Source organism: Echinicola vietnamensis DSM 17526, assembly GCF_000325705.1.
GTDB lineage: Bacteria > Bacteroidota > Bacteroidia > Cytophagales > Cyclobacteriaceae > Echinicola > Echinicola vietnamensis.
In genome coordinates this window covers 1,748,272-1,770,677 of record NC_019904.1, presented here as the reverse complement: position 1 = coordinate 1,770,677, position 22,406 = coordinate 1,748,272, and the positions used below count along the sequence as shown (strand labels likewise).

The following is a 22,406-nucleotide window of genomic DNA, read 5'->3' as shown; positions in this document are numbered from 1 at the left end:
TTTTGATAAAAATTTCTGGTTGATATTAAGTGGGTTATTAAATTTCTGCCCCTAAGATATTGAGTTAGGTGAAAATTACCCCTTTAGCCACGTGAAAATATCTTTAATTTCCCTGTGCAGCACTATTCCTTAAACCCGCTTTATGCATTTGGAATCGTTATGAGAGCTGAAACTACAATAAAATCAGGCTGTTTGGAGATGGAATCATCCGCCGCGGCGGATGGTGAACCTGTCTGCCGCTAGGTAGAATCGAAAACAGCAGCGAAGCGATTGATTTTGAAATGGTTTCAGGTCGCAATAGATAGGCTAATGCACAATGCGGGTTAAAAGCATAAACATAAGGTGATTTTTTGAAAAACAACTCATCACGGTGTAGGACAGGGAATTGACCGGCAGCTTCGTTCCCCTTACATTCATCAGCTCCCCATGCCAGCTTCCCAAACATCCTAAGCCAGTAAAGCCTCGATATCCTCTTTTTCCAAACTCTTCATAAAGCTCTCCTCTGTGCTGATCAACTCATCTGCCAAGGCCATTTTACGCTCCTGGAGGGCCATGATTTTTTCTTCCACGGTATTGTGTGTGATAAATTTATAAATGATGACCTTATTCTCTTGCCCTATTCGGTGGGCCCGGTCAATGGCTTGCGCCTCCACAGCAGGGTTCCACCAAGGATCCAGCAAGAACACATATTCTGCCTTGGTCAAGTTAAGGCCTACGCCCCCTGCTTTGAGGGAGATCAAGAAAATTTTCACTTGATCATTCTCTTGGAAATCCTTCACCTGTGCTTGACGGTCCTTAGTCGTCCCGTCCAAATAAGAATAAGCAATGCCGCTTTCATCCAAATATTCTTTCACGATGGCCAAATGCTTCACAAACTGACTAAATACCAAGACCTTGTGCCCTTCTCTGGCGGTAGAATCCAGCATGTGGACAATGTCTTCCAGCTTTCCAGAATCACCTGTATAAGCCGTATCGGTCAACCTCGGGTGATTTGCAATTTGCCGAAGCTGTGTCAAGCCTCTCAGCAATGTAAATGCCTGCCTGTTCATGCCAGGAATGCTCATTTCCTTTACGATCTTCTCGCGATAATAACCCTTCACTTCCTCATAGGCTTTTTCCTGCTCTGGGGTCATGTTGGAGTATTTTACATTGACCACCTTCTCGGGAAGATCGGTCGCCACTTGGGTTTTTAACCTCCGCAGGATAAACGGCTTGATCATGGCATGCAGCTTGGCAGCCTTGTCCATGTCATTTTTCTTCTCGATCGGCTGCAAGAACTGTTTTTTGAAAATGGATTGCGTGCCCAAGAGCCCCTGGTTAACGAAGTTCATCTGCGACCAAAGGTCCATGGTACCATTTTCCACCGGCGTACCCGTCAGGATCAATCGGTGCTTGCACACCAGCTGATTGACCGCTTTCGAAATGATGCTGTTGGGATTTTTGATCGCTTGGGATTCATCCAATATGATATAATTGAAGAAAAAGTCCTTTAATATATCCACATCCAACCGGGTAATGCCGTAAGATGTCAACACCAAATCGTACTTGGAAAACATACTGCTGTCTTTGATCCGCTGTGATCCCGTGTAGACCAATACCTTTAGATCCGGTGTGAACTTGCGAGCTTCCACCTCCCAGTTGTAAATCAAGGAAGTAGGCATTACCAAGAGGGAAGTGGCTCCTTCCGTCCTCTTTTTTTCGTGGGCCAGCATGGCCAGGGTCTGCACCGTCTTCCCCAAGCCCATATCATCGGCCAAACACCCGCCAAAATGGTATTCATTAAGAAACCTCAGCCAATCGTAGCCGGCTTTTTGGTACGGGCGAAGGGTGCCGTTAAAATTATCTGGCAAGTCATAGGATTCCATTTCCGAAAAGTCCTTCAATTTCTCCAACTTCCGGCTTAAGGTAAGGTTAATGAGGTTTCCTTTCTGAAGCTCTTGCGCTAAGGCAATATGGTGCTTCTTCAGCATCATCTTCTCATCCTGCTTTTCACCGGTTTCCAAGAAAGAAAAGATCTCAGAGTAATTGACAAACCAACTGTCAGGAATAACGGCAATCTCCCCATTGGGGAGTTCAAATTCTGACTTTCCTTTTACGAGCAGCCTCCTGATCTGAGCAAAAGGCACCTCGAAGGACCCAAAGCTGATAATCGCATCCACATCGAACCAGTCGATGTTTTCCTTGATATCGACCTTGATGGAAGCATTTCCTATAAAGTACTTTTTCCCCTTAGCGCTTTGGTTTTGGAGAATTTTCACGCCCATATCTTCCAAGGCCTCTCTATTGGAGTTTAGCCAATCGAACGCCTTCGATTTCCCCAGGGAAAACCGTGAAGTCCGCACCGGCAGTCCCAGGTCCTTTAAGTAATCGCCATATGATTTCTCCTTTTCCAGGTCTCGGATGACTTTATGGAAAATATAATTGTCTCCTTGCTGCTCCAGTTGTACATTATTGGATTTTTTTTCCTCGGAGCGAAAAGAGTAATCTCCATACTGAAACCGCAAGTCAAATACGATTTTGTCCTCTTCCTCTGCTGCTTGGACATTGCCAAAGAGGTCAGTTCCCCCTCCCCCTCCGGGCAAATCACTTAAGCTCAATAACGCCTCGGGATTGCTTCGCTGCACTTTGATGTCAAAACCTTTGGCATACACATCAAAGGAGGCCACCAGCTGGGTGATGAACTTTTCATAATAGGACTGCTCCACATTTTTGGGAATGACAATAAATTTTTTGTTGAGAAATGGCTTGAGCTTTTTACCGTCCACGCCTTTTTCAAAATTATACAAACAGCCATTCACCACCAGCCAAGCCGGCTCTTCGCAAAGCAAATACCCCCCTTTATATTGCCAATCCAACTTTTCTCCGCCGTGCTTGAGCGTCGGAAAATAATGGGTATTGTCCTCGTTTCTTCTGAAATGAAAAAGCACTGACGCCTTTTCCTCCATTACATTGATCTCCTTCCAGATGGGATTTCCATCATTGCCCATCTCAAAAAGTCGCTTCCCTATAATACGTTCCAAAATCTTGGCCCGAATTCCCTCCAACCGAACCTCGATCATGCGGCGGATTTCCTTATTCGCCGTCGTTTCACTATTGGTGTCAAACACCTTCCGCAAAAACTCCTTGGGCTTTAGTTTCTTGGTGTTGAAAGTCTTCACGATCGCATCATGCTGCATGCTGTCCATCAGCTCGATCAGCTCATAATCCGTGCTGTCCAGGCCAGAAGCAAACTCCTTGGCATTTTGGGTGGCAATATTTTGATAGGCAAAAGAGAGCCTGCCCTTATCATCATGCTGAATCACAAAGGACTCAAATAGAATCCCTAAATATTCATGACTAAAAAGAGAATATATTATTTCAAAAGACTTATCCGGAGATACTTTCATAATCTTTTCTGCTAAATCAATCGAGCCAAAACCATTCGAAGCGGTATGATTTTCAAAATATACTAGCTTGCAAAGTAAATAATTATTTCAACTTTTAATAGAAAAAAGAGATGAATTAAGGCAAGATTCACCAGAAGTCAGCCTCCCTGCAGGCTGTTTGAGCCAAAAACACTTCCTTTAGGCCGAAAGACCTTTTATTGATCCAAGCATAGATATCCACTCTTTCACTGCCCCCTTCTCCCAATTTTTCCCAAAAGGGGCAATCCCGATGAATGCCTATATCCGTATGTCAGAGAGCACAAAACCAGATATCATCCACTTATATAAAAATCACCTATTGTGCGTATATTTGCGTACACAAAAATCCAATTTTTGTAAACAAAACGTATATTTTTGTCACATAAATCAAAATCACCCAATACATTTTGATTTTCACCTTCCCAATAACCTGTAAAAGCTGTGTATCGCGTTATGCCAGCGATAAGAAAACTATTTTCAAAATTTACTAATTGCTTTTCGAATATATTTTTTTGTATTTCATAAAATATATTCAGATATTCGATTCAAAATCAACCCCTTATGAAAAAGAAACTAATTGTATTCCTCATTGCCTTACTGATCACCGCTCCGCTAAGCATGCTGAGTGCCCAAGTAAATTCAAACTTCCAACTCCACTTGGGCAGCCAACATTTCACCAAAAACAACATGATGCCGCATCAGATTGTGGCCAATGACCCAAACGGCATTTATGTGACCAAGATAAAGCTCAGTGACGAGCTAAGGGGAAGAGAAACATTTCCAGTACTGGAGTTTTATAACAATCAGATGGAACTTAGAAGCTTTCGTCAGTTGCAGGTCATCGACACCAAAAGACCTGTTACATTCGAACAGATCATGCAGATTGGTGGCAGGCTCTATTGTTTTTATAGCACGGAAACAGAAAATTCCCATGTGCTAATGGCTGATGAAATCAACAAATCCACTCTGACGCTCCAACAATCCCCCGTGACTTTACAGGAAATTCCTGCCAGAAAAAACACCTCTTTTAACCAGCCTGGATTCCATCTCAAACTGTCCGAAGAAGGTAATTTCCTTCTGGCCACCTTTAGCCAAGCTGGAGCTAAAAACAACCCAGACGAGTTAAACTTTACCGTTTTCGATCAAGGTCTACAGGCACAATGGACCCACCAATTGGCCGCCACAACGAAAAAAGAGCACTATCAGGTCATCAATTACCACCTCTCCAATACAGGAGACCTTTATGTCCTTAAAAAGGAGGCTGACAGCCAAAAGGCCCTTGAAAAATTTTGGCAACCCCTTTACCAATTTGGCATTACGGCCATAACGGGTGGTGGGAAACATATCACAGAACTGCATCCATCCATACCCGGAAAACACCTGACCAAAATGCAAATCGGCACCAATAAAGCCGCTCAATTGGTATGTGCTGGATTCTACACGGACACAGAAGGCCATGATGCCGCGGGCAGCTATTTCCTGACCTTCCAAGACCAGCAAATCGCACAAAAAAGCTTCAAACCATTTGCCCCTATCTTGATGATGGAGTCCGAAAAAGCCACCAAGGAAGAAAAAGAAGAGGGGCTCTATGCCTACCGACTAAATGACCTTACCTTCCGCAGCGATGGAAGCGTCGTCCTCATTGCGGAGCAAGCCACCCAAACCGCTGGTTTTAATCCCCGCACCAACTTCCGCACAGCCAGGACAGCCTTTAACACCATTGCCGTGGTGAGCGTTGACCCCGATGGAGAAGTGATGTGGACCGAACAAATCCGCAAAAACCAAGTATCGCCTGAAGGGTATAGCTTTTTCTCCTCATACGCCACCGCTGTCCTAAACGACAAAGTCTATTTGGTGTTCAATGACCACCCCGAAAACCTATGTGAGGGCATTTGTGAACCGGTTCATTTCAACCCCAAAGCCACCCAAAAGGACGTGCTGATCGCGATGGTCGAATTAGACTGGCATGGAAACATCAAAAAGGAGGCGCTGCCTTTTAGCCGCGACCTGCACATTCTTACCAAGCCAATGGCCTGCAAGCAAGTGTCCAACCATCAGATGGTGGTATTGGGACAGTATAACAAAGCCTACCGCATGGCAAGGTTAGATTTCGAAAAAACATTTAGCTACCAATAACCGGTAAGTTACGACTGTGCCCGTCCCATCATGATCGCATCAAAACCTCGGAATAAGCCACTGCTTTTCCGGGGTTTTTCTGTTTTAGAAACAATCTCCTTTTCCTAACGTTTCACCCCATTAGCCTTAGCTGGCCTTGGCCAGAAACCAGAAATTTTACGGGAAGGCGGAAAAATTCTCACAAATGCTCCACTGTATTCACCTTTGCTGCAATGGTAGCGGGGCGATAGGCCGCAAAGAAGGTAATGACGATCAGGCTAAGGCTGGTCCATAAAAAATCGGTCCATATCATTTTTACAGGATAGCTGTCTACCACCGAACTCGCCACGCCCAAGGACACCAACCCATAACGATCCTGTAACCAACAAATCGCAAATCCGAGCACCAGCCCTACAATGGCTCCAGAAAAAGCAATAATCGCTCCCTGCTTGATATAAATGGAACGTATGAGTTTTTGAGTGGCCCCCATGGCGATCATCACTGCAATATCCTTTTTCTTTTCGATGGCCAGCATGCTTAAGGAAAAGAAAATATTAAACGAGGCCACGGCCAAGATAAAGGTCAAGGTGATAAACACAAAGAGCTTTTCAATTCGAATGGCCCTGAGGAGTCCAGCGTGCTGCTCGTCGGTGTCCTTTACGGAAAACCCTTCTCCCAATAGGTCCCGCATGGCTGCCTTTACACTGGAAAGGGAGGCGCTGGGGGCTACCTTAATCTCCAAAGCCGTCCGTTTATCCCCGTAATCCATGAGATCCCGCGCAAAGGTCAGCGGTACCACCACAAAACTATCATCAAACTTTTTTTCTACACTGAAGGTCCCTGCGAGTCCCAACCTGCCGGAGTTGTACATCTGCCGCGGATCGATGGTTCCGGCCCTAGGAGCTTTGGGGTAAAACATCCGTAGCTGCTCAAACTCATTCTTTGGATCCACCCCAAGCATAAAACTTACGCCTCTCCCCATGATGGCTTTGGGCTGGTCCGGGCTGCCCAAGGTCATGTCCCCTGCAAAATACCCTTGCTCAAACCGCTCCTTATCCAAAAACTCCTCACTGACCCCTTTCATGGTCACCACCATTTGGTCTTCACCGTACTTTAGAAGTGCATTATCCTCAATAACTTCCGTGATGGACACCACCCCCTCTACAGCCTTCAAACTATCCAAAAAATCGTCCCCAACTTCAAAAGACTTCCCCTTCACCAACTCCACCTTAAGCGGTGCATCAAAAGACGCATAAAGCCCCCTGATCAAATCCTCCAGCCCATTAAATACCGATAACACAATCACCAAGGCCATTGTGCCCACCGCCACACCGATCATCGCTATCCTGGACAGGATATTGATAAAATTCCGCTTCTTTTTACTTTTAAAATACCGGGATGCAATAAAAAAGGAAAGGTTCACAGGACAGTAAAATCAAGATTTAACAGGTGAATTAATTATTTATCATTGAAAAAACGTGGCCATTCGAATGCCACTTTTCAATCTTCCTCCTCCTCATCATCGGGAGCTTCTGGAATATCCAAGCCGCCAATGATTTTGTCCATGTGTTGGGCATATGCAGAGGAATCATCCGGGTAAAAAACCAATTCGGGAATGCTCCTTACCGACTTGCCAATGCGCTTACCCAAGTGTTTTCTGATCTCTTTTTTGTGTGCATCAATTTTTTCCAACAGCTCCTGATTATTGGCCAATAAAAAACTCAAGTAAATTTTGGCCACGCCCAGATCGGGACTCATCAGCACCCTGGTCACGGTGACCATGGCATTGCCCACCAAGGGCTTGGACTCGCGCTGAAAGATATCTCCCAGTTCCTTTTGGATTAACTTTGAATACTTTTGTTGTCTCTTGCTTTCCATAATGAATAATTATCTATACAAATTTAGTGATTTAATCGACTAACCTTTAATTTCGTACGTTCAGAATACATAACTATCAACAGATATTACCCTTGCTGAGTTTTTTCAAAATCAACGATCCGTTTAGAATTTTAGGCATCGCGCTGCTATTCATGGCACTGAGCCTTCCTTATGTGCTCATGGACATCCCGCTCCTGAGTCCAGAACTTTCTTGGATGTTGGTGGGTGAACGGCTCGCAAACGGGCATTTCCTGTACGTTGATATCGTGGACGACATCGGGCCATTGTCGGCTTACGTGTATTGGTTGATCGATTATGTGGCCGGCAGGTCGTGGTGGATGTACAAGCTCCTGGCAGCTTCCATCATCCTCTTTCAGATTTATTATGTTAACCGACTTTTCATTCGATACAAAGCTTTTGATAACACCTCTTATATTCCAGCCTTGGTCATGCTGGTGCTTTTCCACTTTTCATTTGACCTGCTGACACTTTCTCCAGCACTGATGGGGACCACTTTTATCATTTTGGCCTTGGGCCAATTATTTTCCCAAACCTTGCTGAATGAACAAAATACAGAATCCATCCTTCTGGTAGGGCTTTATGGGGGAATTGCGGTCTGCTTCCATTTTCCGATGATCGTATTCCTGCCATTTCTACTGGTAGCAGGCGTTACCGTAAGCGGCTTCAGCTTCAACCAGCTCGTCCTATCGTTGGCCGGGTATTTTCAGCCCTTTGTGCTGTGTTGTATTTACTTCTTTTGGATAGGAGGGCTGCCGGAATTTATCACCGAATTTGTCCTGGCGACGCGGATTACCAGTAGCTACCCGCATGTAACCTATATTGACCTGCTCACTTTGTTGGCTGCACCGCTGCTGTTTGCCGTCATCGGCTATTTTGTCGGCACCGTCACCACCAGCATTACGGTCAATCAGCAAAAACAAAAACAGCTTATGCTGCTCTATACCATTTTTGCGATTTTTTCCATCTTCATTGCCAATAGAAGGACTCCCTACCAGATGGTAATCATGTTGCCGGGATTGACTTACTTTATCGCACAGATATTCCTTTACCTGACCAACCGCAAGCAGCTAAATGTGCTTTTTTACACCTTCATATTGATCATTCCTACGGCTGGTTATGCCTGGACCATCTATAAAATACAATCCAACAAAACCTGGAACTACACCTTGGACGACACCGTCCAGCCCCAGGCCGAAAAAATCGTCATACTTGGGGATGAAATCAGCGCTTATCAGCATGCCACCTTGGCCAGCCCCTACCTCAATTACCGTCTGTCCAAGCGGGTCTTGACCGATTACAGCAATCAAGAAAACATGATGGAAGTGTATTTGAATTTTGTGGAGGAAAAACCTACCCTTATTTACGACCAAGAAGGCCTTTTTGAAAAAATCACCGAGCGTATCCCTGCCCTTGCCAAGCGCTACCAAAAAGAGCAGCAAGGCGTGTACCGTTTGTCAGAATAATACTTGGCTAATTTTTATAATCAGCGATATTTGAAGCTATATTTCTAATTTTAACCATAATCTAAAATGACGTATTTAAAAAGCATCTTTTTTTTGCTACTTTTTCAAGCATTCATCACATCATTTGCCCATGCTCAAGTCACTGTTGGGGCTTATTCCAATGGCATCCTTACCCAACTGGCAGTCGGAACTGATCCCGAGGAAAAGTTTTTCGGCGAAGGGCGCTTGTTTGCAGGAGATTTCCTTAACCGCTATTTCGGAGCGGAAGCGATCGGGCAATACAACTTCCATCAAAGTGAGTGGTATAATGCCTCAGCCGGTTTGATGGTGGGGTATTATGACTTTGACAATGGAGCACGAGTAGGGATCCCTGTCCTATTGGCCTTTAAGCCCATATCCAACCATCGGGCTTTTGCCATCATGATGGAAGCCACTCCAATGTTCAATGGATCACTCGGCTTACGCGGTAATTTCGGACTTCGATATACCATTGGAAAAAATTAGTCCCCAGTAATCCTTTGACACGACACAAAAAAATAACCACAGATGAACAGCTGTTCATCTGTGGTTAACGATTTCCTTCTTGCTCTCGGAGGTCTTTCCTATTTCAAACGGGCCAAAGGGGTAATGCCGCCCTTCGTCTTATCATCAATATTGACTAGGATCTCTGCATCCAACGGCACAAACACATCCACTCTGGAACCAAACTTAATAAAGCCAAACTCCCCTCCTTGGATCACGGGATCACCTTCTTTTACATAGTATTTGATTCTTCTGGCCACGGCGCCGGCAATTTGCCTTACCAATAATTTCACTCCTGTCTTGGTATGCCTGATGACCATGGTGGACCGTTCATTTTCATAGCTTGCCTTCGGGTGCCAAGCCACCATGTATTTTCCGGGGTGGTACTTAAAATACTCCACGATTCCACTTACCGGTGAGCGGTTCACATGAACATTTACAGGTGACATAAAAATGGAAATCTGCTTTCTCCTTTCCTTCAGGAATTCATCTTCCTGCGCTTCCTCTATGACCACCACTTTCCCGTCAGCGGGCGCATATACCATTTGCTCATCTACTGGCATGGGGATAGTGGGACTCCTGAAAAACTGCAGCACCAACAAATAAATGATGATACTGGCCAGCAAAATCAAATTTAATACCGTATCCTGTCCTGGCAACCACTGATGGGTGGCAAAATTGATCCCAGCAAGCACTACCAGCATCCAGAATAATAATGTTCTTCCTTCTTTATGTATCGTCATCAGAATGGGGTTAATTCAATATAAATCAATGTTTTGAAATCAATTTTAGTTCCTTTATTATAAACAACTCTATTGATCCAAATTTAATTCGGCTGCAATTTGCCAATATTTCTCGGTATGTTAAAGAAAAAAATGAATATACCTTCACCATTTGCCGCGGTCAGCAGCTTTACGGGATGTTAAATGTAAATGGCACTGACGGTGAACCTACACCAGCAGTGCCATTTATGCAATTATGTGGTACACCCACGTGAAGGATGCGCTTAGAATCCTCCCCTAAACTGATAGGTTTGGGCTACTTTATCGATGGCCACGATGTATGCAGCTATTCGCATGGGGACCCCATGCTTTACGGAAACCTTATAAACTTGGTCAAAGGCTTCTTTCATGATCCGGTCGGATCTTCTGTTCACCCTTTCTGCAGTCCATTTATATCCGAGACGATTTTGCACCCATTCGAAATAGGACACGGTCACCCCACCGGCATTGGCCAAGATATCCGGCACGACCATGATGCCTTTATCGTTGATGATTTTATCCGCATTAAAAGAAGTAGGTCCATTGGCACCTTCGACGATGAGGCGTGCATTGATTTTATCCACATTGGCCTTGGTGATCACATCTTCCACGGCCGCCGGCACCAGCACATCCACCTTCAATTCGAGCAGTTCCATTGGATCTGATAGCTTCTCTGCACCGTCAAAGCCTTCCAGCGTCCCCTTATTTCCATCACGGTAAGCAATGGCTTTTTGGATGTTGATGCCATTGGCATTGTAATAAGCACCGGAAATATCCGAAACCGCCACCACTTTCAATCCCCGCTCTTCCAGCAATGCCGAAGCCCAGGAGCCTACGTTGCCAAAACCTTGGACCGCGCAGGTGGCCTGAAAAGGGTTGATTTTAAGTTTCTCCATGGCAGCCAGTGCCGAAACCATCACCCCACGGCCTGTCGCCTCTGTCCTCCCCAGAGAACCTCCCAATACGAGCGGTTTGCCCGTCACCACAGCATTTACCGTTGTTCCTTTTGCTTTGGAATACTCATCCATTAACCAGGCCATTTCCTTAGGCCCGGTCCCCATGTCTGGTGCAGGAATGTCCTTGTCCGGACCAAACACATCAATCATGGCAAGGGTATAGGCCCGCACCAAACGCTCGATTTCACCCGGTGACATTTCTCTAGGATTGCAGCGGACGCCACCTTTTCCTCCACCATAGGGAATGTCCACGACGGCACATTTCCACGTCATCCAAGCAGCCAGCGCCCGTACTTCGTCGATGTGCACATCCGGTGCAAAGCGAATGCCTCCTTTTGCAGGGCCCAAGATGTTGGAATGAACGACACGAATCCCTTCAAAAACCTTTATTTTACCATTGTCCATGGTAATCGGAAGGGATACGATCACTTGTTTTGCGGGGTTTTTCAGCACATTGTAGACCTCCTCGGAAAGGCCCAGTTTTTCTGCTGCTATATTAAACCTCTCCATCATTGACTCCAATGGATTTTCTTTATCCTTAATTGGAGCCGGTTCGATATAAGCCATAATTGGGTTTTAGTTTATGTAGAGACTAAATTTGATGCAATATTAGACACATTTTCAAAATAGAACTATGTATTTTAAAATATTTTCAAAAATGCCGCGATAAAAGGCGCTGAAACTAACAATCCGTCAAAACGATCCATAAACCCTCCATGACCAGGAAGGCCTTTCCCTGAGTCCTTGATCGCAATACTTCGTTTAAACAAGGACTCGATCAAGTCACCGTAGGTTCCAGCGATAATGATGATTCCGCTTATGCTCAACCACTTCCACTGAGGAATCACCATGAAATTCAAACTAAGCAGGTAAGCGGTCACGATGGCAGCCGCTGCTCCTCCCAAACTGCCTTCCCAAGACTTCTTGGGAGACACCCGTTCAAACAACTTCGTTTTACCGAATTTTGTTCCAGCAAAATACGCACCACTATCACTTGCCCAAAGGATAAAAAGTGACCCCACAATGACTTCATAATGGAAGGTTTGATCCACTGAAAAGGCCGCTAAATTTAGCAGTGAAAAAGGCACGGCCACATAAAATATCCCCAAAAATGTGTAAGCTATACCTGTAAATGGTTTTTTATCCGATTTTCTGTACAATTTGATAAAGAATATCAGGGATATCATAGGAAAGATAAGAAAATAATATTTATCATCCATATGCTGCATCTCCACAAAAAAGGTCATCACGAAAATCATTAACCCCAAAAAAGTACCGAATGTCTTGAGCGGAAGCATCCCATCTAGCCCACATAATTTGTAAAATTCCAGCTGGGACAGCACCAATATGGTTCCGAAGATGGAAAAATAAGCCCATTCACTATACATGCTCCCAAAGACGATCACCGCCGCTCCCAAAAGAGCCGTGATGATGCGCTGCCCTAACTCACTATAATTGGAAATATTAAAACGATATTTCATTCTTAATTAAATTTGCAGCCTCAAAGGCCTTTTCGGACACCACCATCACATGGTAGCTTCCAATAATTTGGTATACAGACTCTTTTTTATTGAGGACAATGGCGGTAATATCATGCTCGCTCAACACTCCTTTGACAATCTCTGCCCGGACGAGGGATGCTGATTCAAATACCTTCTGCCACTTCTCCATGGGACGATTTTTGCTTGTTTTGTTGAACAAAGAGCCGCATGCATACCACAAAAACAATCAGCCCCAATACCACCGTATACCAGCTAACGCCTTCCGGATCTTCAATATCAAACTCCACCACCCCTAACTTGTTCAAATAAACCATGACTATGGTAAAGGAATTGTTCAATACATGCCCCACTATGGGATACACCAAACTTCCTGAATACAGGTACAAGTAACCAAAGAGTGCTCCCAGCAATAAACGTGGGAAAAACCCAAAAAATTGGAAATGGATGGCAGAAAACACAAAAGCCGCCAACCATACTCCTGCATGTGCATTGCCCAGGTACCGGTGCAGCTTTGGCTGCAGAACACCCCTAAAGAAATATTCCTCTCCAATCCCCGCCAACACACCAATTACCAGCACGCCAGCCAAAAACTCGCCGAAGTCCTGAAAATCCGTCAAAAACTTGGTCATCTTCATGGCTTGGTCCTCCATCTCACGGGCAAAGGTCTCAAACCCTTCCAAAAATGCCGGAAAATTTATGTTCATATTCCACTCGATCACCTTGGCATCAAATAACATAAAACCAAACAGTAACGGCAGCAAGAGCAAGAGGTAATTGAACTTTACACGGGCAAATTGTTGTTGCCAACCAAGACTGGCCTTTTCCACCACCTTAGAGAATAACCAGCCGGCAATAAAAAAAGCCAGGCCTCCACCGATCCCCTGCAGAAATAGCATGGCCATTCGGCCGTTGGGATAGGATAGCTCTCCTGTAAACAGGGGCAGGATGTCTTCATAACTGATATTAAACAAAAAAGGGATCATGACCAATGCAATCCCTTGAGTCAATGCAAGTACGCCAAAAGTAATCAAAACCAAGACAACCAGGGACAATAACCAGTTGTGTTTTGCAGCAATTTGGCTTTGGGTTTTATAAATCTCCATAATTGGGGTAAATTTACAGGAAAATTATAAATCAATCGTGGTAAAAATAGGAAACTTAGCCTTGGGGGAATTTCCCTTACTGCTGGCACCAATGGAAGATGTCAGCGATCCGCCTTTTAGAGCGGTGTGTAAGGAAAATGGTGCAGATTTGATGTATACGGAGTTTATCAGCTCAGAAGGGCTGATCCGGGACGCCGCCAAAAGTGTCCAGAAACTGGATATTTTTGAATACGAACGTCCCATTGGAATCCAGATTTTCGGAAACGAAATCGACTCCATGCGGGAGGCTGCTGCCATTGCCGAACAAGCGGGGCCGGACATTTTGGACATCAATTACGGCTGTCCCGTGAATAAAGTAGCTTGCAAAGGTGCTGGAGCCGGAATATTATTGGATATCGACAAGATGGTCTCCATGACAGCTGAAATCGTCAAGGCGGTAAACATTCCGGTGACCGTCAAGACCCGACTTGGCTGGGACAATAACACCATTCGTATCGTGGAAGTCGTAGAAAGGCTGCAGGACGTCGGCATCCAGGCCATCAGCGTACATGCGCGTACCCGAAAACAAATGTATAAAGGAGAAGCGGACTGGACCTACTTGGCCAAAATCAAGGAAAACCAACGCATCCACATCCCGCTTTTTGGGAACGGGGACATCGACAGCCCCGAAAGGGCCCGGGAATACCGGGACCGTTTTGGAGTGGACGGCATGATGATCGGCCGTGCAGCCATTGGCTATCCTTGGATATTCAATGAAATCAAGCATTATTTCGAAACCGGCCAAAAGCTGGCCGCTCCAGGGCTGGATGAACGCATCAATGTCGCCAAGAAGCATCTTGACTTCTCCGTAAAATGGAAAGGTGAAAAACTGGGTATCCTGGAAATGAGAAGGCACTACACCAACTACTTCCGGGGAATGCCAAATTTCAAACCCTACCGCACCAAAATGGTCACGGCAGACACGTATGCTGAAGTTTCTTCACTACTGGATCAGGTAGCGGTAGATTTTGCCGATTACCAGTTTGTGAGCCAAGGGTAGGGATATTAACTGTTAGTCGCTAGATAGCACGATGTATAAGGCACGAAGGAGGCTGTCTCAAAAGTCCTCGTCATTGCGATTATGGATATCGGAAGAAGCAATCTCATCATACGTGCAATGAAAGCACATCGAGATCACTTCACTCCGCTCGTGATGACGGATTATTTATTTATGAGACAACCTCTTTCTGTATCACGCTTCATGGCACTTCATTGTTATGATAAACAATGAAGACATCGCTCCCAGCAATATTACTTAATCCACTTTTTGAAAAAAGTAAAAGCAATGCTAACATAAGAGGGCTGCCTTCCCACTGGAAAGCAGCCCTCTGGTTTTCTTTGCTCCAAAACACCTCTCCTAGTATTTCCTTCAAGGTGAGGTAATCTAGATACTTGCTACTTGATACTTGCAACTCCTATCTCTTGCTTCTACCCTAGTCTCTACCACCAAAGAAAATCATCGCATAATAGGCCAATGTCGCCAAGGAAGCCAATGCCGCTACCACATAGGTCATGGCAGCCCATTTCAAGGAGTCTTTGGCCATCCCGTACTCGGAAGTGGTCACTATATTTCTTTCTTTCACCCAAGCAAGTGCTCTTCTACTGGCGTCAAATTCCACCGGAAGGGTCACAAAGGTGAACAAGGTAATCACCCCATAAGATCCCACGACAATGACACCTACCGCTTCGATAGGAAGGTTAAATAGCGCCAATCCCCCAAATAAGGAAGCAATCAAGACAAAATTCAGAATTTTGCCGCTGACATTCTGGATAGGGACCATGGCAGAGCGTAAGCCCAACCACGAATAAGCCTGAGCATGCTGCACGGCGTGCCCACACTCGTGAGCGGACACTGCGGTGGCAGCAGCATTTCTGCCATAATACACATCAGGGCTAAGATTGACGGTTTTATTTTGCGGATTATAGTGGTCAGTCAACTTTCCTTCCACACAATTCACCGTTACATTATGGATCCCGTGGTCAGCCAACATTAATTCTGCAATTTCCTTTCCGGACAAGTTGGCCTGTAAGGCCGTTTGTGAATACTTTTTGAATTTCTTCTTGAGCTTTTGACTTACCACAAAGCCCATAATTCCAAATACAACTACAATTAGAATCAGTAACATACTTTTGTTGTTTTAAACGCTTAATTATTACGCAAATGTCCCGCTTGTGGTTTTGTTGTAACAGAAATTTTTGCCACCACCAATAAGCTTATGACACCTGCTACCAGTACAATCAGTACTTGGGAACTGTGGACAATAATAGCAAAAATTTTGCCCTCTTCTTCCGTAAGACCATATGTCATTAAAATAAAGGCTACCAAGGCATGAAATGTACCGATTCCACCTTGAACGGGCGCCACCATGCCAATACTGCCCATTACCATTACCATAAGGACTGACGACGGGGACAAATTGGCAGTGCTGGGCATCGCCATGGCGATAAAATACATCATCAAAAAATAAATCACCCAGATCCCTACCGAAGCACTCCAGAATCCTAGGCGGTTTTTCATTCGCTGGACGCTTTTCAGGCCACCGATAAGTTCACGCATAAAATGATGAAACTTCTTCACCAATCCATGATCGCGGTATCGACTGGTCACCCAGTAAAACACGATCACCAACAAAGCCACACCACCAACCAACAAGGGCATGTATTCCTTAAAGCCTGTCTTGATGGCATCAAGTGAGATCAAGTCTTCAGCCAGCCCTACAAAAACCTCCCGCTCGAGCACAAAGGCCAAAAAAATCACCCCGATCATGAACAGCAGGTCTACCGATCGCTCCAAAATCACCGTCCCCAGTAATTTACTGACCGGCAGCTTATCCGTCTTTTTGAGTACGCCACAACGGGCCACTTCTCCGGCACGCGGCACGAGCATATTGACCAAATATCCGATCATCAAGCCCCAAAAGGCCCTGGAGGTGGGCAACTTTTCAGCCAAGTCCGCATCAATGAGCAGCTTCCACCGCCAAGACCTCAACCCAAAGCCGAGTACCGAGATCCAAATGGACATGCAGATCCAAAACAGTGAAGCCTGCTGAAGTGCTTCCAACAGGCTTTCCATCTTGACATCCTTGTATAAGAACCAAAAAATCCAAATGGCCACCGCTAGGGAAACGACCACTTGGATCCATTGCTTTATGCTTAGTCTCAACTTAAATTAATTTATTGGAGTCATCTGGAAATATGACCACAGGTTTATACTTTTTGGCCTCTTCAAATGCCATCGAAGCATAAGAAATAATGATCACCACATCGCCCACTTGCGCTTTCCTGGCCGCGGGCCCATTTAGGCAGACCATACCGCTGCCGCGCTCACCTTTAATCACATAAGTTTCCAAGCGCTCGCCATTATTGACGTTGACGATCTGCACCTTTTCATTTTCAATGATGTTCGCTGCATCCATCAAATCTTCATCAATGGTAATACTTCCCACATAATGAAGTTCTGCCTGCGTAATCTTAACCCTGTGAATCTTTGATTTCAATAACTGAATTTGCATTGCTTTCTAAATTTGCCACAAATTTAAGGATTAAATCGGTAAGTTGTCGATCAACCTCACATCTCCGACATAAGCGGCGGTACAAAGAGAGTACTCCTTGCCTGTCGTTTGTTCGGAAATATCGATTGTTGACACCACTTCAAGGCTATTTGTCCTCACTAACTCAAAATACTCCAACTCCACGCCAGGCACCAAATTAAATTTGTGTGATATTTTGTCCTGTACCTCAAACCATGGCTTGCCGGCTAAAAGTTCCTTTCTTGCCAACGTCAGGGATTCAAACAGGACCAAGGCATGCTTGCGATCCTCAGCTGTCAACCTTCCATTGCGGGAAGACATGGCCAGTCCGTCCTTTTCTCTCGAAGTAGGCACTACTACCATTTCCACGTCAAACGCCAAGTCATCAACCATTCTCCTGATGATGGCCACTTGCTGCAGGTCTTTCTGGCCAAAAAAGGCTTTGTCAGGATGAATGATATGCAACAACTTGGCCACCACCACCCCAACTCCGTTGAAATGTCCTGGCCGAAAAGCTCCTTCCAGGATCCGTTCCAAATCCCCAAAATCAAAGGTCAATCCTGTGGGTTTCGGATACATTTCTGCTACTTCTGGAAGGAAAACATAATCCACTCCTTCCGCTTCCAGCTTGGCCAAATCCGTTTCGACGGTCCTGGGATACTTGGCCAAGTCCTCAGGATTATTGAATTGTGTAGGGTTCACAAAGATGGAAACCACCACGACATCCGTCATCCTTTTGGCATTTTTTACCAGATTTAGGTGGCCATCATGAAGCGCTCCCATGGTGGGCACCAAGCCAATCGTCCGGGCGTCCTTCCGATAAGTAAATAACTGCTGCTTAACCTCTTTCTTGGTCTTTAGAATTTTCACGGTATTACATTTACACTTCGCAAAATAGGAGCAAAAGTAAATTATTCTAGACAATATCAACGGGTTTTTGTATTTTTTTTTGTATCTTTGTAGTCCCGTATTATCCCTCAACAAAAAAAACAAGATATGTCCAAACTTCGTATTCTCTACGTAGCAAGTGAAATCAATCCATTTCTTCAAACATCCGAGGTAGCTAACTTCGTCAGAGCGTTACCACAGGCAATGCAGGAAAAAGGAATGGAAATCCGTATTCTTGTTCCGAGATTTGGTTTGATCAACGAAAGAAAGAACAGGTTGCATGAAGTAGTAAGGCTTTCAGGAATCAACATTTCTGTAGGGGAGGAGGAAAAGCCATTGATCATCAAGGTAGCTTCCATTCCTAATGCAAAGCTTCAGGTATATTTTATCGATAATGAAGACTATTTCCAGCGAAAGAGCGTTTTCCATGACAAGCAGGAAAAATTCTATGAAGACAATGACGAAAGGGCCATTTTCTTCTGCAAAGGCGTCATCGAAACCGTTAAAAAACTGGGATGGGCACCGGACATTGTACATTGCAATGACTGGATGACCAGCTTGATTCCTTTGTACCTGAAAACCACTTATAAAAACGAACCGTTATTTAAAAACACAAAATCAGTGTTCACTATTTATAATAACGGATTTAATCATAAATTTGACGATGATTTGCTGGAGAAGGTCAAAATGGTCGACATTGATGACAGTATCCTGACACCCTTGAAGTCCAAAGATTATGAAGGCTTCTTGAAAATCGGAATGGAATATGCCGATGTGGTGATCAAAGGGGACGAAATCTCCGAAAATCTGAATCAAATAATTGAAGAGTGCTCTAAAGACAAAAAGTGTGATATTAACAACGAAGACGAAGAAGAACAACTTTTTGAAAGTTATTACAACATCTACACAGACTTGGCAGGCTAAGCTGGCCGGACTGTTATTGTTATGTACACCATTGATCAATGCCTGCACCGATCCATCTGATATCGGCTTGAAGCTTGATCCAGAAGCAAACAGAATAGGGGTTTTCTATGCGGAAATACCCCTTTCTGCTTATTTGGTAGCTACAGATTCACTTAACACCACAAACGCCGGCGTATTGGTAGCGGGTGGTGATATCAGTGATTATTTTGGAGAAACAGAGGCTACAGCCTACAGTAGAATGGCTTTCAGCACCTCTGCTACCAAGCCGGAAAATGAGGCCATCTTGGATTCAGCAAAATTCAGCCTGGAAATTGGGTCCTTGACCGCCGAAGACCTGGATGAAACCAAGACCTTCGCTGCTCATAAACTAACCGAGCCGATCTTGGATACCGCCTATTACAATTTTGATCAACTTGGCTTTGAGGAAACGCCCTTTGCATCAGGGTCTTTTATGCTGGAAGAGAATTCCGACACCGTCGTTTTCATGAACATTGATGAGGCATTGGCCACCGACTTGTTCACGAAGATCAAGGATGAAGACCCAGTCTTTGATGACATCTTTTCCTTCAGGGATTATTTCCCCGGGTTTGCCCTTAAGGGATCTCCCTCACAACAAACGACCCTACATGTTAATCCTGGGACAAACACCGGTTTCAAACTATATTACCGAAACAGTGAAGAAGATACCATATCCAGTGTCTATACGATCTACACCAGCTCCTCACGGCACTTTAATGGTGTCACCAATAATCCCACTGGCACACCAACAGAAATCGTCACTGAGAAAAACAAAGCTTATGACGTTGGCGCCTTAGTCGGTAGTAAAGCCTTGTTGGGCCATTTGGTAAAACTGGATATGGAACCCTTGTCGAATTTCTTGGATACCCTGGACAATGTCATCTTTAACCGTGCCACGCTTTCCATGGGGCCGACGGAAAATTTCCCTGACAGCAAAATGCCCATACAAGGTTTGATCCAGTATTTTACCGATGACAGTAACAAGATCCTGAGAAGGGAAGAAGATAATGCTCCATACAGTGTGCAATTGGGGACAGTCCTCCAAACCATGACCGATGAGGATGGCAATGTGGTCCCTGCGGTCACTTCCGGTGGCACTAACCCACTGGTTTTTAATACCAGTGAATATATATACGGCCCTGCCAATACACGCGAGGGAATTACCTCTTATGTGGATGCCTTATATCGAACGGATGTTATGCGGACAGATCTATTGCTCTACCCGGCCGTCGTTTCTACCTCAGGAACTAGTATAATCACCTCCAGCAGCATCACTAGGTCACTGAGGGAATATGTAGTCAACCAAAATTCGATAACACTCAAAATCTATTATTCTAAACTTAGATAATCGATCATGATATAATTAGAAATTAAATTCGGACCCTAATAAGTAATTTTTATGTGTGGAATTGTTGCCTATGTTGGCAAGCAGGAAGCCCTGCCTGTCATCATAAAAGGCCTAAAACGTCTCGAATATCGAGGCTATGATAGTGCCGGTGTGGCCTTACTAAATGACGCCGGACTCAATGTTTACAAGAAGAAAGGGAAGGTTTCGGAATTGGAAAACTTCATCGAAAGCAACCCGAACCTTCATTCTCATATCGGTATTGGACATACCCGGTGGGCTACCCATGGAGAACCCAATGATGCCAATGCACATCCGCATTACTCGGCATCGGAAAATTTCGCCATGATCCATAACGGCATCATCGAAAACTACGAAGTCCTCAAAACCGACCTGATCAATAAAGGGTATACCTTCCATAGTGATACCGATTCGGAAGTGTTTATCAACTTTATCGAGGATATCTACCAAAACAATAACTGCAGCTTGGAAGAGGCGGTTCGCTTGGCCCTTCACAAAATCGTCGGAGCCTATGCGATTGTTTTGATGAACAAGGAAGAACCAGACACCTTAATCGCCGCGCGTAAAGGCTCGCCTTTGGTGATCGGCGTGGGAGAAGATGAATTTTTCTTGGCGTCTGATGCCACTCCTATTGTGGAATACACCAATCAGGTGGTATACTTGGACGATTACGAAATCGCTGTTATCCGGGATGCCAAGCTCCAGATCAAGACCATCGAAAACGTCGAAACCCACCCTTACATCAATAAGCTGGACATGGAGTTGGAAGCCATTGAAAAAGGTGGCTATGAGCATTTCATGCTAAAGGAGATCAATGAACAGCCCCGGTCGATTGCAGATTGTATGCGAGGAAGACTGGATTCTAGGGCTGGCCGACTGATCCTCGGCGGACTGCGGGACTATATGAACAAGTTCCAAAATGCTGACCGGATCATCATTACCGCCTGTGGTACCAGTTGGCATGCCGGACTCGTGGCTGAATACTTGTTTGAGGAATTTGCCCGTGTTCCTGTGGAGGTCGAATATGCGTCTGAATTCCGATACAGAAATCCAGTAATTAACAGCCGGGACTTTGTCATCGCCATCTCCCAGTCAGGAGAGACAGCGGATACCTTGGCTGCGATCGAATTGGCCAAGCAGAAGGGAGCCACTATCTTTGGCGTCTGCAATGTCGTAGGCTCTTCCATCGCCCGGGCCACCCATGCTGGTTCGTATACACACGCAGGACCTGAAATAGGTGTCGCTTCTACTAAAGCTTTCACCGCCCAAATCTCGGTTCTCTCCATGATGGCGCTCATGCTGGGCTATCAACGCGGCACCTTGCCGGAAAGCAAATACATGGAACTACTCAGTGAGTTGGAAGCCATTCCTGCCAAAGTAGAAAAGGCCTTAAAACTCAACGAGCAAATCGAACGGATCGCGGCTCAGTACAAAGATGCCAGAAACTTCCTATACCTCGGAAGAGGGTATAACTTCCCTGTAGCCTTGGAAGGAGCGCTCAAACTGAAGGAAATCTCGTATATCCATGCAGAAGGATACCCTGCCGCAGAAATGAAACATGGCCCGATTGCGCTGATTGATGAAGAAATGCCCGTGGTATTCATCGCCACTCAGGACAGTTCTTACGAAAAAGTGGTCAGCAATATCCAAGAGGTAAAAGCACGAAAAGGCAAGATCATAGCCGTGGTCACCGAAGGAGACCAAACGGTAAGGAAAATGGCCGATCACGTGATCGAAATCCCAAGAGCCCATGAGGCCTTTGTCCCGTTGATTTCTGTCCTGCCGTTGCAGCAACTCTCTTATCATATCGCTGTCATGCGCGGCTGTAATGTAGATCAGCCAAGAAACTTGGCTAAATCCGTTACCGTGGAATAATCTTATACATCATATTACTCCGAAAGAAGGCTGTGAATTTT

The 22,406-nt window shown here is 45.1% G+C and carries 19 protein-coding genes; 7 read left to right on the top strand and 12 right to left on the bottom strand.

Annotation, left to right across the window (positions count from 1 at the left end; all coding sequences use genetic code 11):
* Positions 1-446: 446 nt before the first annotated feature.
* A complete protein-coding gene (locus ECHVI_RS07560; RefSeq protein ID WP_015265370.1) occupies positions 447-3,386 on the bottom strand; it encodes a DEAD/DEAH box helicase in 2,940 nt (979 codons plus the stop codon).
* A 579-nt stretch (positions 3,387-3,965) separates the two neighbouring features.
* Here ECHVI_RS07560 and ECHVI_RS07555 point away from each other — a divergent pair.
* Entirely contained in the window at positions 3,966-5,540 is a 1,575-nt protein-coding gene (locus ECHVI_RS07555) for a hypothetical protein (protein ID WP_015265369.1), read from the top strand.
* A 178-nt stretch (positions 5,541-5,718) separates the two neighbouring features.
* Here the strand turns inward: ECHVI_RS07555 and ECHVI_RS07550 are convergent, their stop codons facing one another.
* Together ECHVI_RS07550 and rbfA are read right to left on the bottom strand one after the other, a co-directional pair.
* A complete protein-coding gene (locus ECHVI_RS07550) occupies positions 5,719-6,942 on the bottom strand; it encodes an FtsX-like permease family protein (protein ID WP_015265368.1) in 1,224 nt (407 codons plus the stop codon).
* A gap of 77 nt (positions 6,943-7,019) precedes the next feature.
* Positions 7,020-7,397 (bottom strand): 30S ribosome-binding factor RbfA, encoded by a 378-nt coding sequence (rbfA, locus tag ECHVI_RS07545; RefSeq protein ID WP_015265367.1) that lies wholly within the window; start codon positions 7,395-7,397, stop codon positions 7,020-7,022.
* Between the two features lie 92 nt (positions 7,398-7,489).
* On the opposite strand from rbfA, the gene ECHVI_RS07540 reads away from it, so the two are divergent.
* On the top strand, positions 7,490-8,881 hold the full coding sequence (locus tag ECHVI_RS07540) for a hypothetical protein (RefSeq protein ID WP_041738405.1): 1,392 nt from the start codon (positions 7,490-7,492) through the stop codon (positions 8,879-8,881).
* A 66-nt stretch (positions 8,882-8,947) separates the two neighbouring features.
* Complete coding sequence (locus ECHVI_RS07535) at positions 8,948-9,385, top strand: hypothetical protein (RefSeq protein ID WP_015265365.1); 438 nt, start codon at positions 8,948-8,950, stop codon at positions 9,383-9,385.
* A 98-nt stretch (positions 9,386-9,483) separates the two neighbouring features.
* Here the strand turns inward: ECHVI_RS07535 and ECHVI_RS07530 are convergent, their stop codons facing one another.
* The 5 genes from ECHVI_RS07530 to ECHVI_RS07510 form a co-directional block, all read right to left on the bottom strand.
* Positions 9,484-10,146: a phosphatidylserine decarboxylase family protein gene (locus ECHVI_RS07530; RefSeq protein ID WP_015265364.1), complete on the bottom strand. Its 663-nt coding sequence runs from the start codon at positions 10,144-10,146 to the stop codon at positions 9,484-9,486.
* A gap of 263 nt (positions 10,147-10,409) precedes the next feature.
* Positions 10,410-11,687 (bottom strand): Glu/Leu/Phe/Val family dehydrogenase, encoded by a 1,278-nt coding sequence (locus ECHVI_RS07525; RefSeq protein ID WP_015265363.1) that lies wholly within the window; start codon positions 11,685-11,687, stop codon positions 10,410-10,412.
* Between the two features lie 74 nt (positions 11,688-11,761).
* Positions 11,762-12,601, bottom strand: coding sequence for a phosphatidate cytidylyltransferase (locus ECHVI_RS07520; protein ID WP_015265362.1), 840 nt, complete (start codon positions 12,599-12,601; stop codon positions 11,762-11,764).
* A complete protein-coding gene (locus ECHVI_RS07515) occupies positions 12,585-12,791 on the bottom strand; it encodes a putative signal transducing protein (protein WP_015265361.1) in 207 nt (68 codons plus the stop codon). Before ECHVI_RS07515 ends, ECHVI_RS07520 begins: the two co-directional genes overlap by 17 nt.
* Positions 12,766-13,725, bottom strand: a complete 960-nt coding sequence (locus ECHVI_RS07510; protein ID WP_015265360.1) for a CPBP family intramembrane glutamic endopeptidase — start codon at positions 13,723-13,725, stop codon at positions 12,766-12,768. The genes ECHVI_RS07515 and ECHVI_RS07510 overlap by 26 nt, the downstream gene beginning before the upstream one ends.
* 37 nt (positions 13,726-13,762) lie before the next feature.
* Here ECHVI_RS07510 and dusB point away from each other — a divergent pair, with 37 nt between their 5' ends.
* Positions 13,763-14,764: a tRNA dihydrouridine synthase DusB gene (gene dusB, locus ECHVI_RS07505; RefSeq protein ID WP_015265359.1), complete on the top strand. Its 1,002-nt coding sequence runs from the start codon at positions 13,763-13,765 to the stop codon at positions 14,762-14,764.
* Positions 14,765-15,197: 433 nt separating this feature from the next.
* On the opposite strand, the gene ECHVI_RS07495 is transcribed toward dusB, so the two are convergent.
* The 4 genes from ECHVI_RS07495 to panC are packed head-to-tail and all read right to left on the bottom strand — an operon-like array spanning position 15,198 to position 18,164.
* The gene (locus tag ECHVI_RS07495; protein ID WP_015265358.1) at positions 15,198-15,890 is read right to left on the bottom strand and encodes a zinc metallopeptidase; all 693 of its coding nucleotides are present in this window, start codon (positions 15,888-15,890) and stop codon (positions 15,198-15,200) included.
* Positions 15,891-15,910: 20 nt separating this feature from the next.
* The gene (locus ECHVI_RS07490; RefSeq protein WP_015265357.1) at positions 15,911-16,927 is read right to left on the bottom strand and encodes a lysylphosphatidylglycerol synthase transmembrane domain-containing protein; all 1,017 of its coding nucleotides are present in this window, start codon (positions 16,925-16,927) and stop codon (positions 15,911-15,913) included.
* A 1-nt stretch (position 16,928) separates the two neighbouring features.
* Positions 16,929-17,276: an aspartate 1-decarboxylase gene (gene panD, locus ECHVI_RS07485; protein WP_015265356.1), complete on the bottom strand. Its 348-nt coding sequence runs from the start codon at positions 17,274-17,276 to the stop codon at positions 16,929-16,931.
* A gap of 30 nt (positions 17,277-17,306) precedes the next feature.
* On the bottom strand, positions 17,307-18,164 hold the full coding sequence (gene panC / locus ECHVI_RS07480) for a pantoate--beta-alanine ligase (protein ID WP_015265355.1): 858 nt from the start codon (positions 18,162-18,164) through the stop codon (positions 17,307-17,309).
* Between the two features lie 126 nt (positions 18,165-18,290).
* Between panC and ECHVI_RS07475 the strand changes: the two genes are divergently transcribed.
* From ECHVI_RS07475 to glmS, 3 genes are read left to right on the top strand one after another with little or no spacing between them, the layout of a single operon-like run.
* The gene (locus tag ECHVI_RS07475; RefSeq protein ID WP_015265354.1) at positions 18,291-19,106 is read left to right on the top strand and encodes a glycogen/starch synthase; all 816 of its coding nucleotides are present in this window, start codon (positions 18,291-18,293) and stop codon (positions 19,104-19,106) included.
* Positions 19,066-20,472, top strand: a complete 1,407-nt coding sequence (locus ECHVI_RS07470; protein ID WP_015265353.1) for a hypothetical protein — start codon at positions 19,066-19,068, stop codon at positions 20,470-20,472. The genes ECHVI_RS07475 and ECHVI_RS07470 overlap by 41 nt, the downstream gene beginning before the upstream one ends.
* Positions 20,473-20,523: 51 nt before the next feature.
* The gene (gene glmS, locus ECHVI_RS07465) at positions 20,524-22,365 is read left to right on the top strand and encodes a glutamine--fructose-6-phosphate transaminase (isomerizing) (RefSeq protein ID WP_015265352.1); all 1,842 of its coding nucleotides are present in this window, start codon (positions 20,524-20,526) and stop codon (positions 22,363-22,365) included.
* Positions 22,366-22,406 lie beyond the last annotated feature (41 nt).

Bases quoted from the DNA above. Each gene is read 5' to 3' on its own strand.
- ECHVI_RS07560 (WP_015265370.1), bottom strand. From the start codon at position 3,386: ATGAAAGTATCTCCGGATAAGTCTTTTGAAATAATATATTCTCTTTTT.
- ECHVI_RS07555 (WP_015265369.1), top strand. From the start codon at position 3,966: ATGAAAAAGAAACTAATTGTATTCCTCATTGCCTTACTGATCACCGCT.
- rbfA (WP_015265367.1), bottom strand. From the start codon at position 7,397: ATGGAAAGCAAGAGACAACAAAAGTATTCAAAGTTAATCCAAAAGGAA.
- ECHVI_RS07535 (WP_015265365.1), top strand. From the start codon at position 8,948: ATGACGTATTTAAAAAGCATCTTTTTTTTGCTACTTTTTCAAGCATTC.
- ECHVI_RS07530 (WP_015265364.1), bottom strand. From the start codon at position 10,146: ATGACGATACATAAAGAAGGAAGAACATTATTATTCTGGATGCTGGTA.
- ECHVI_RS07525 (WP_015265363.1), bottom strand. From the start codon at position 11,687: ATGGCTTATATCGAACCGGCTCCAATTAAGGATAAAGAAAATCCATTG.
- ECHVI_RS07520 (WP_015265362.1), bottom strand. From the start codon at position 12,601: ATGAAATATCGTTTTAATATTTCCAATTATAGTGAGTTAGGGCAGCGC.
- ECHVI_RS07515 (WP_015265361.1), bottom strand. From the start codon at position 12,791: ATGGAGAAGTGGCAGAAGGTATTTGAATCAGCATCCCTCGTCCGGGCA.
- ECHVI_RS07510 (WP_015265360.1), bottom strand. From the start codon at position 13,725: ATGGAGATTTATAAAACCCAAAGCCAAATTGCTGCAAAACACAACTGG.
- ECHVI_RS07495 (WP_015265358.1), bottom strand. From the start codon at position 15,890: ATGTTACTGATTCTAATTGTAGTTGTATTTGGAATTATGGGCTTTGTG.
- panD (WP_015265356.1), bottom strand. From the start codon at position 17,276: ATGCAAATTCAGTTATTGAAATCAAAGATTCACAGGGTTAAGATTACG.
- ECHVI_RS07475 (WP_015265354.1), top strand. From the start codon at position 18,291: ATGTCCAAACTTCGTATTCTCTACGTAGCAAGTGAAATCAATCCATTT.
- glmS (WP_015265352.1), top strand. From the start codon at position 20,524: ATGTGTGGAATTGTTGCCTATGTTGGCAAGCAGGAAGCCCTGCCTGTC.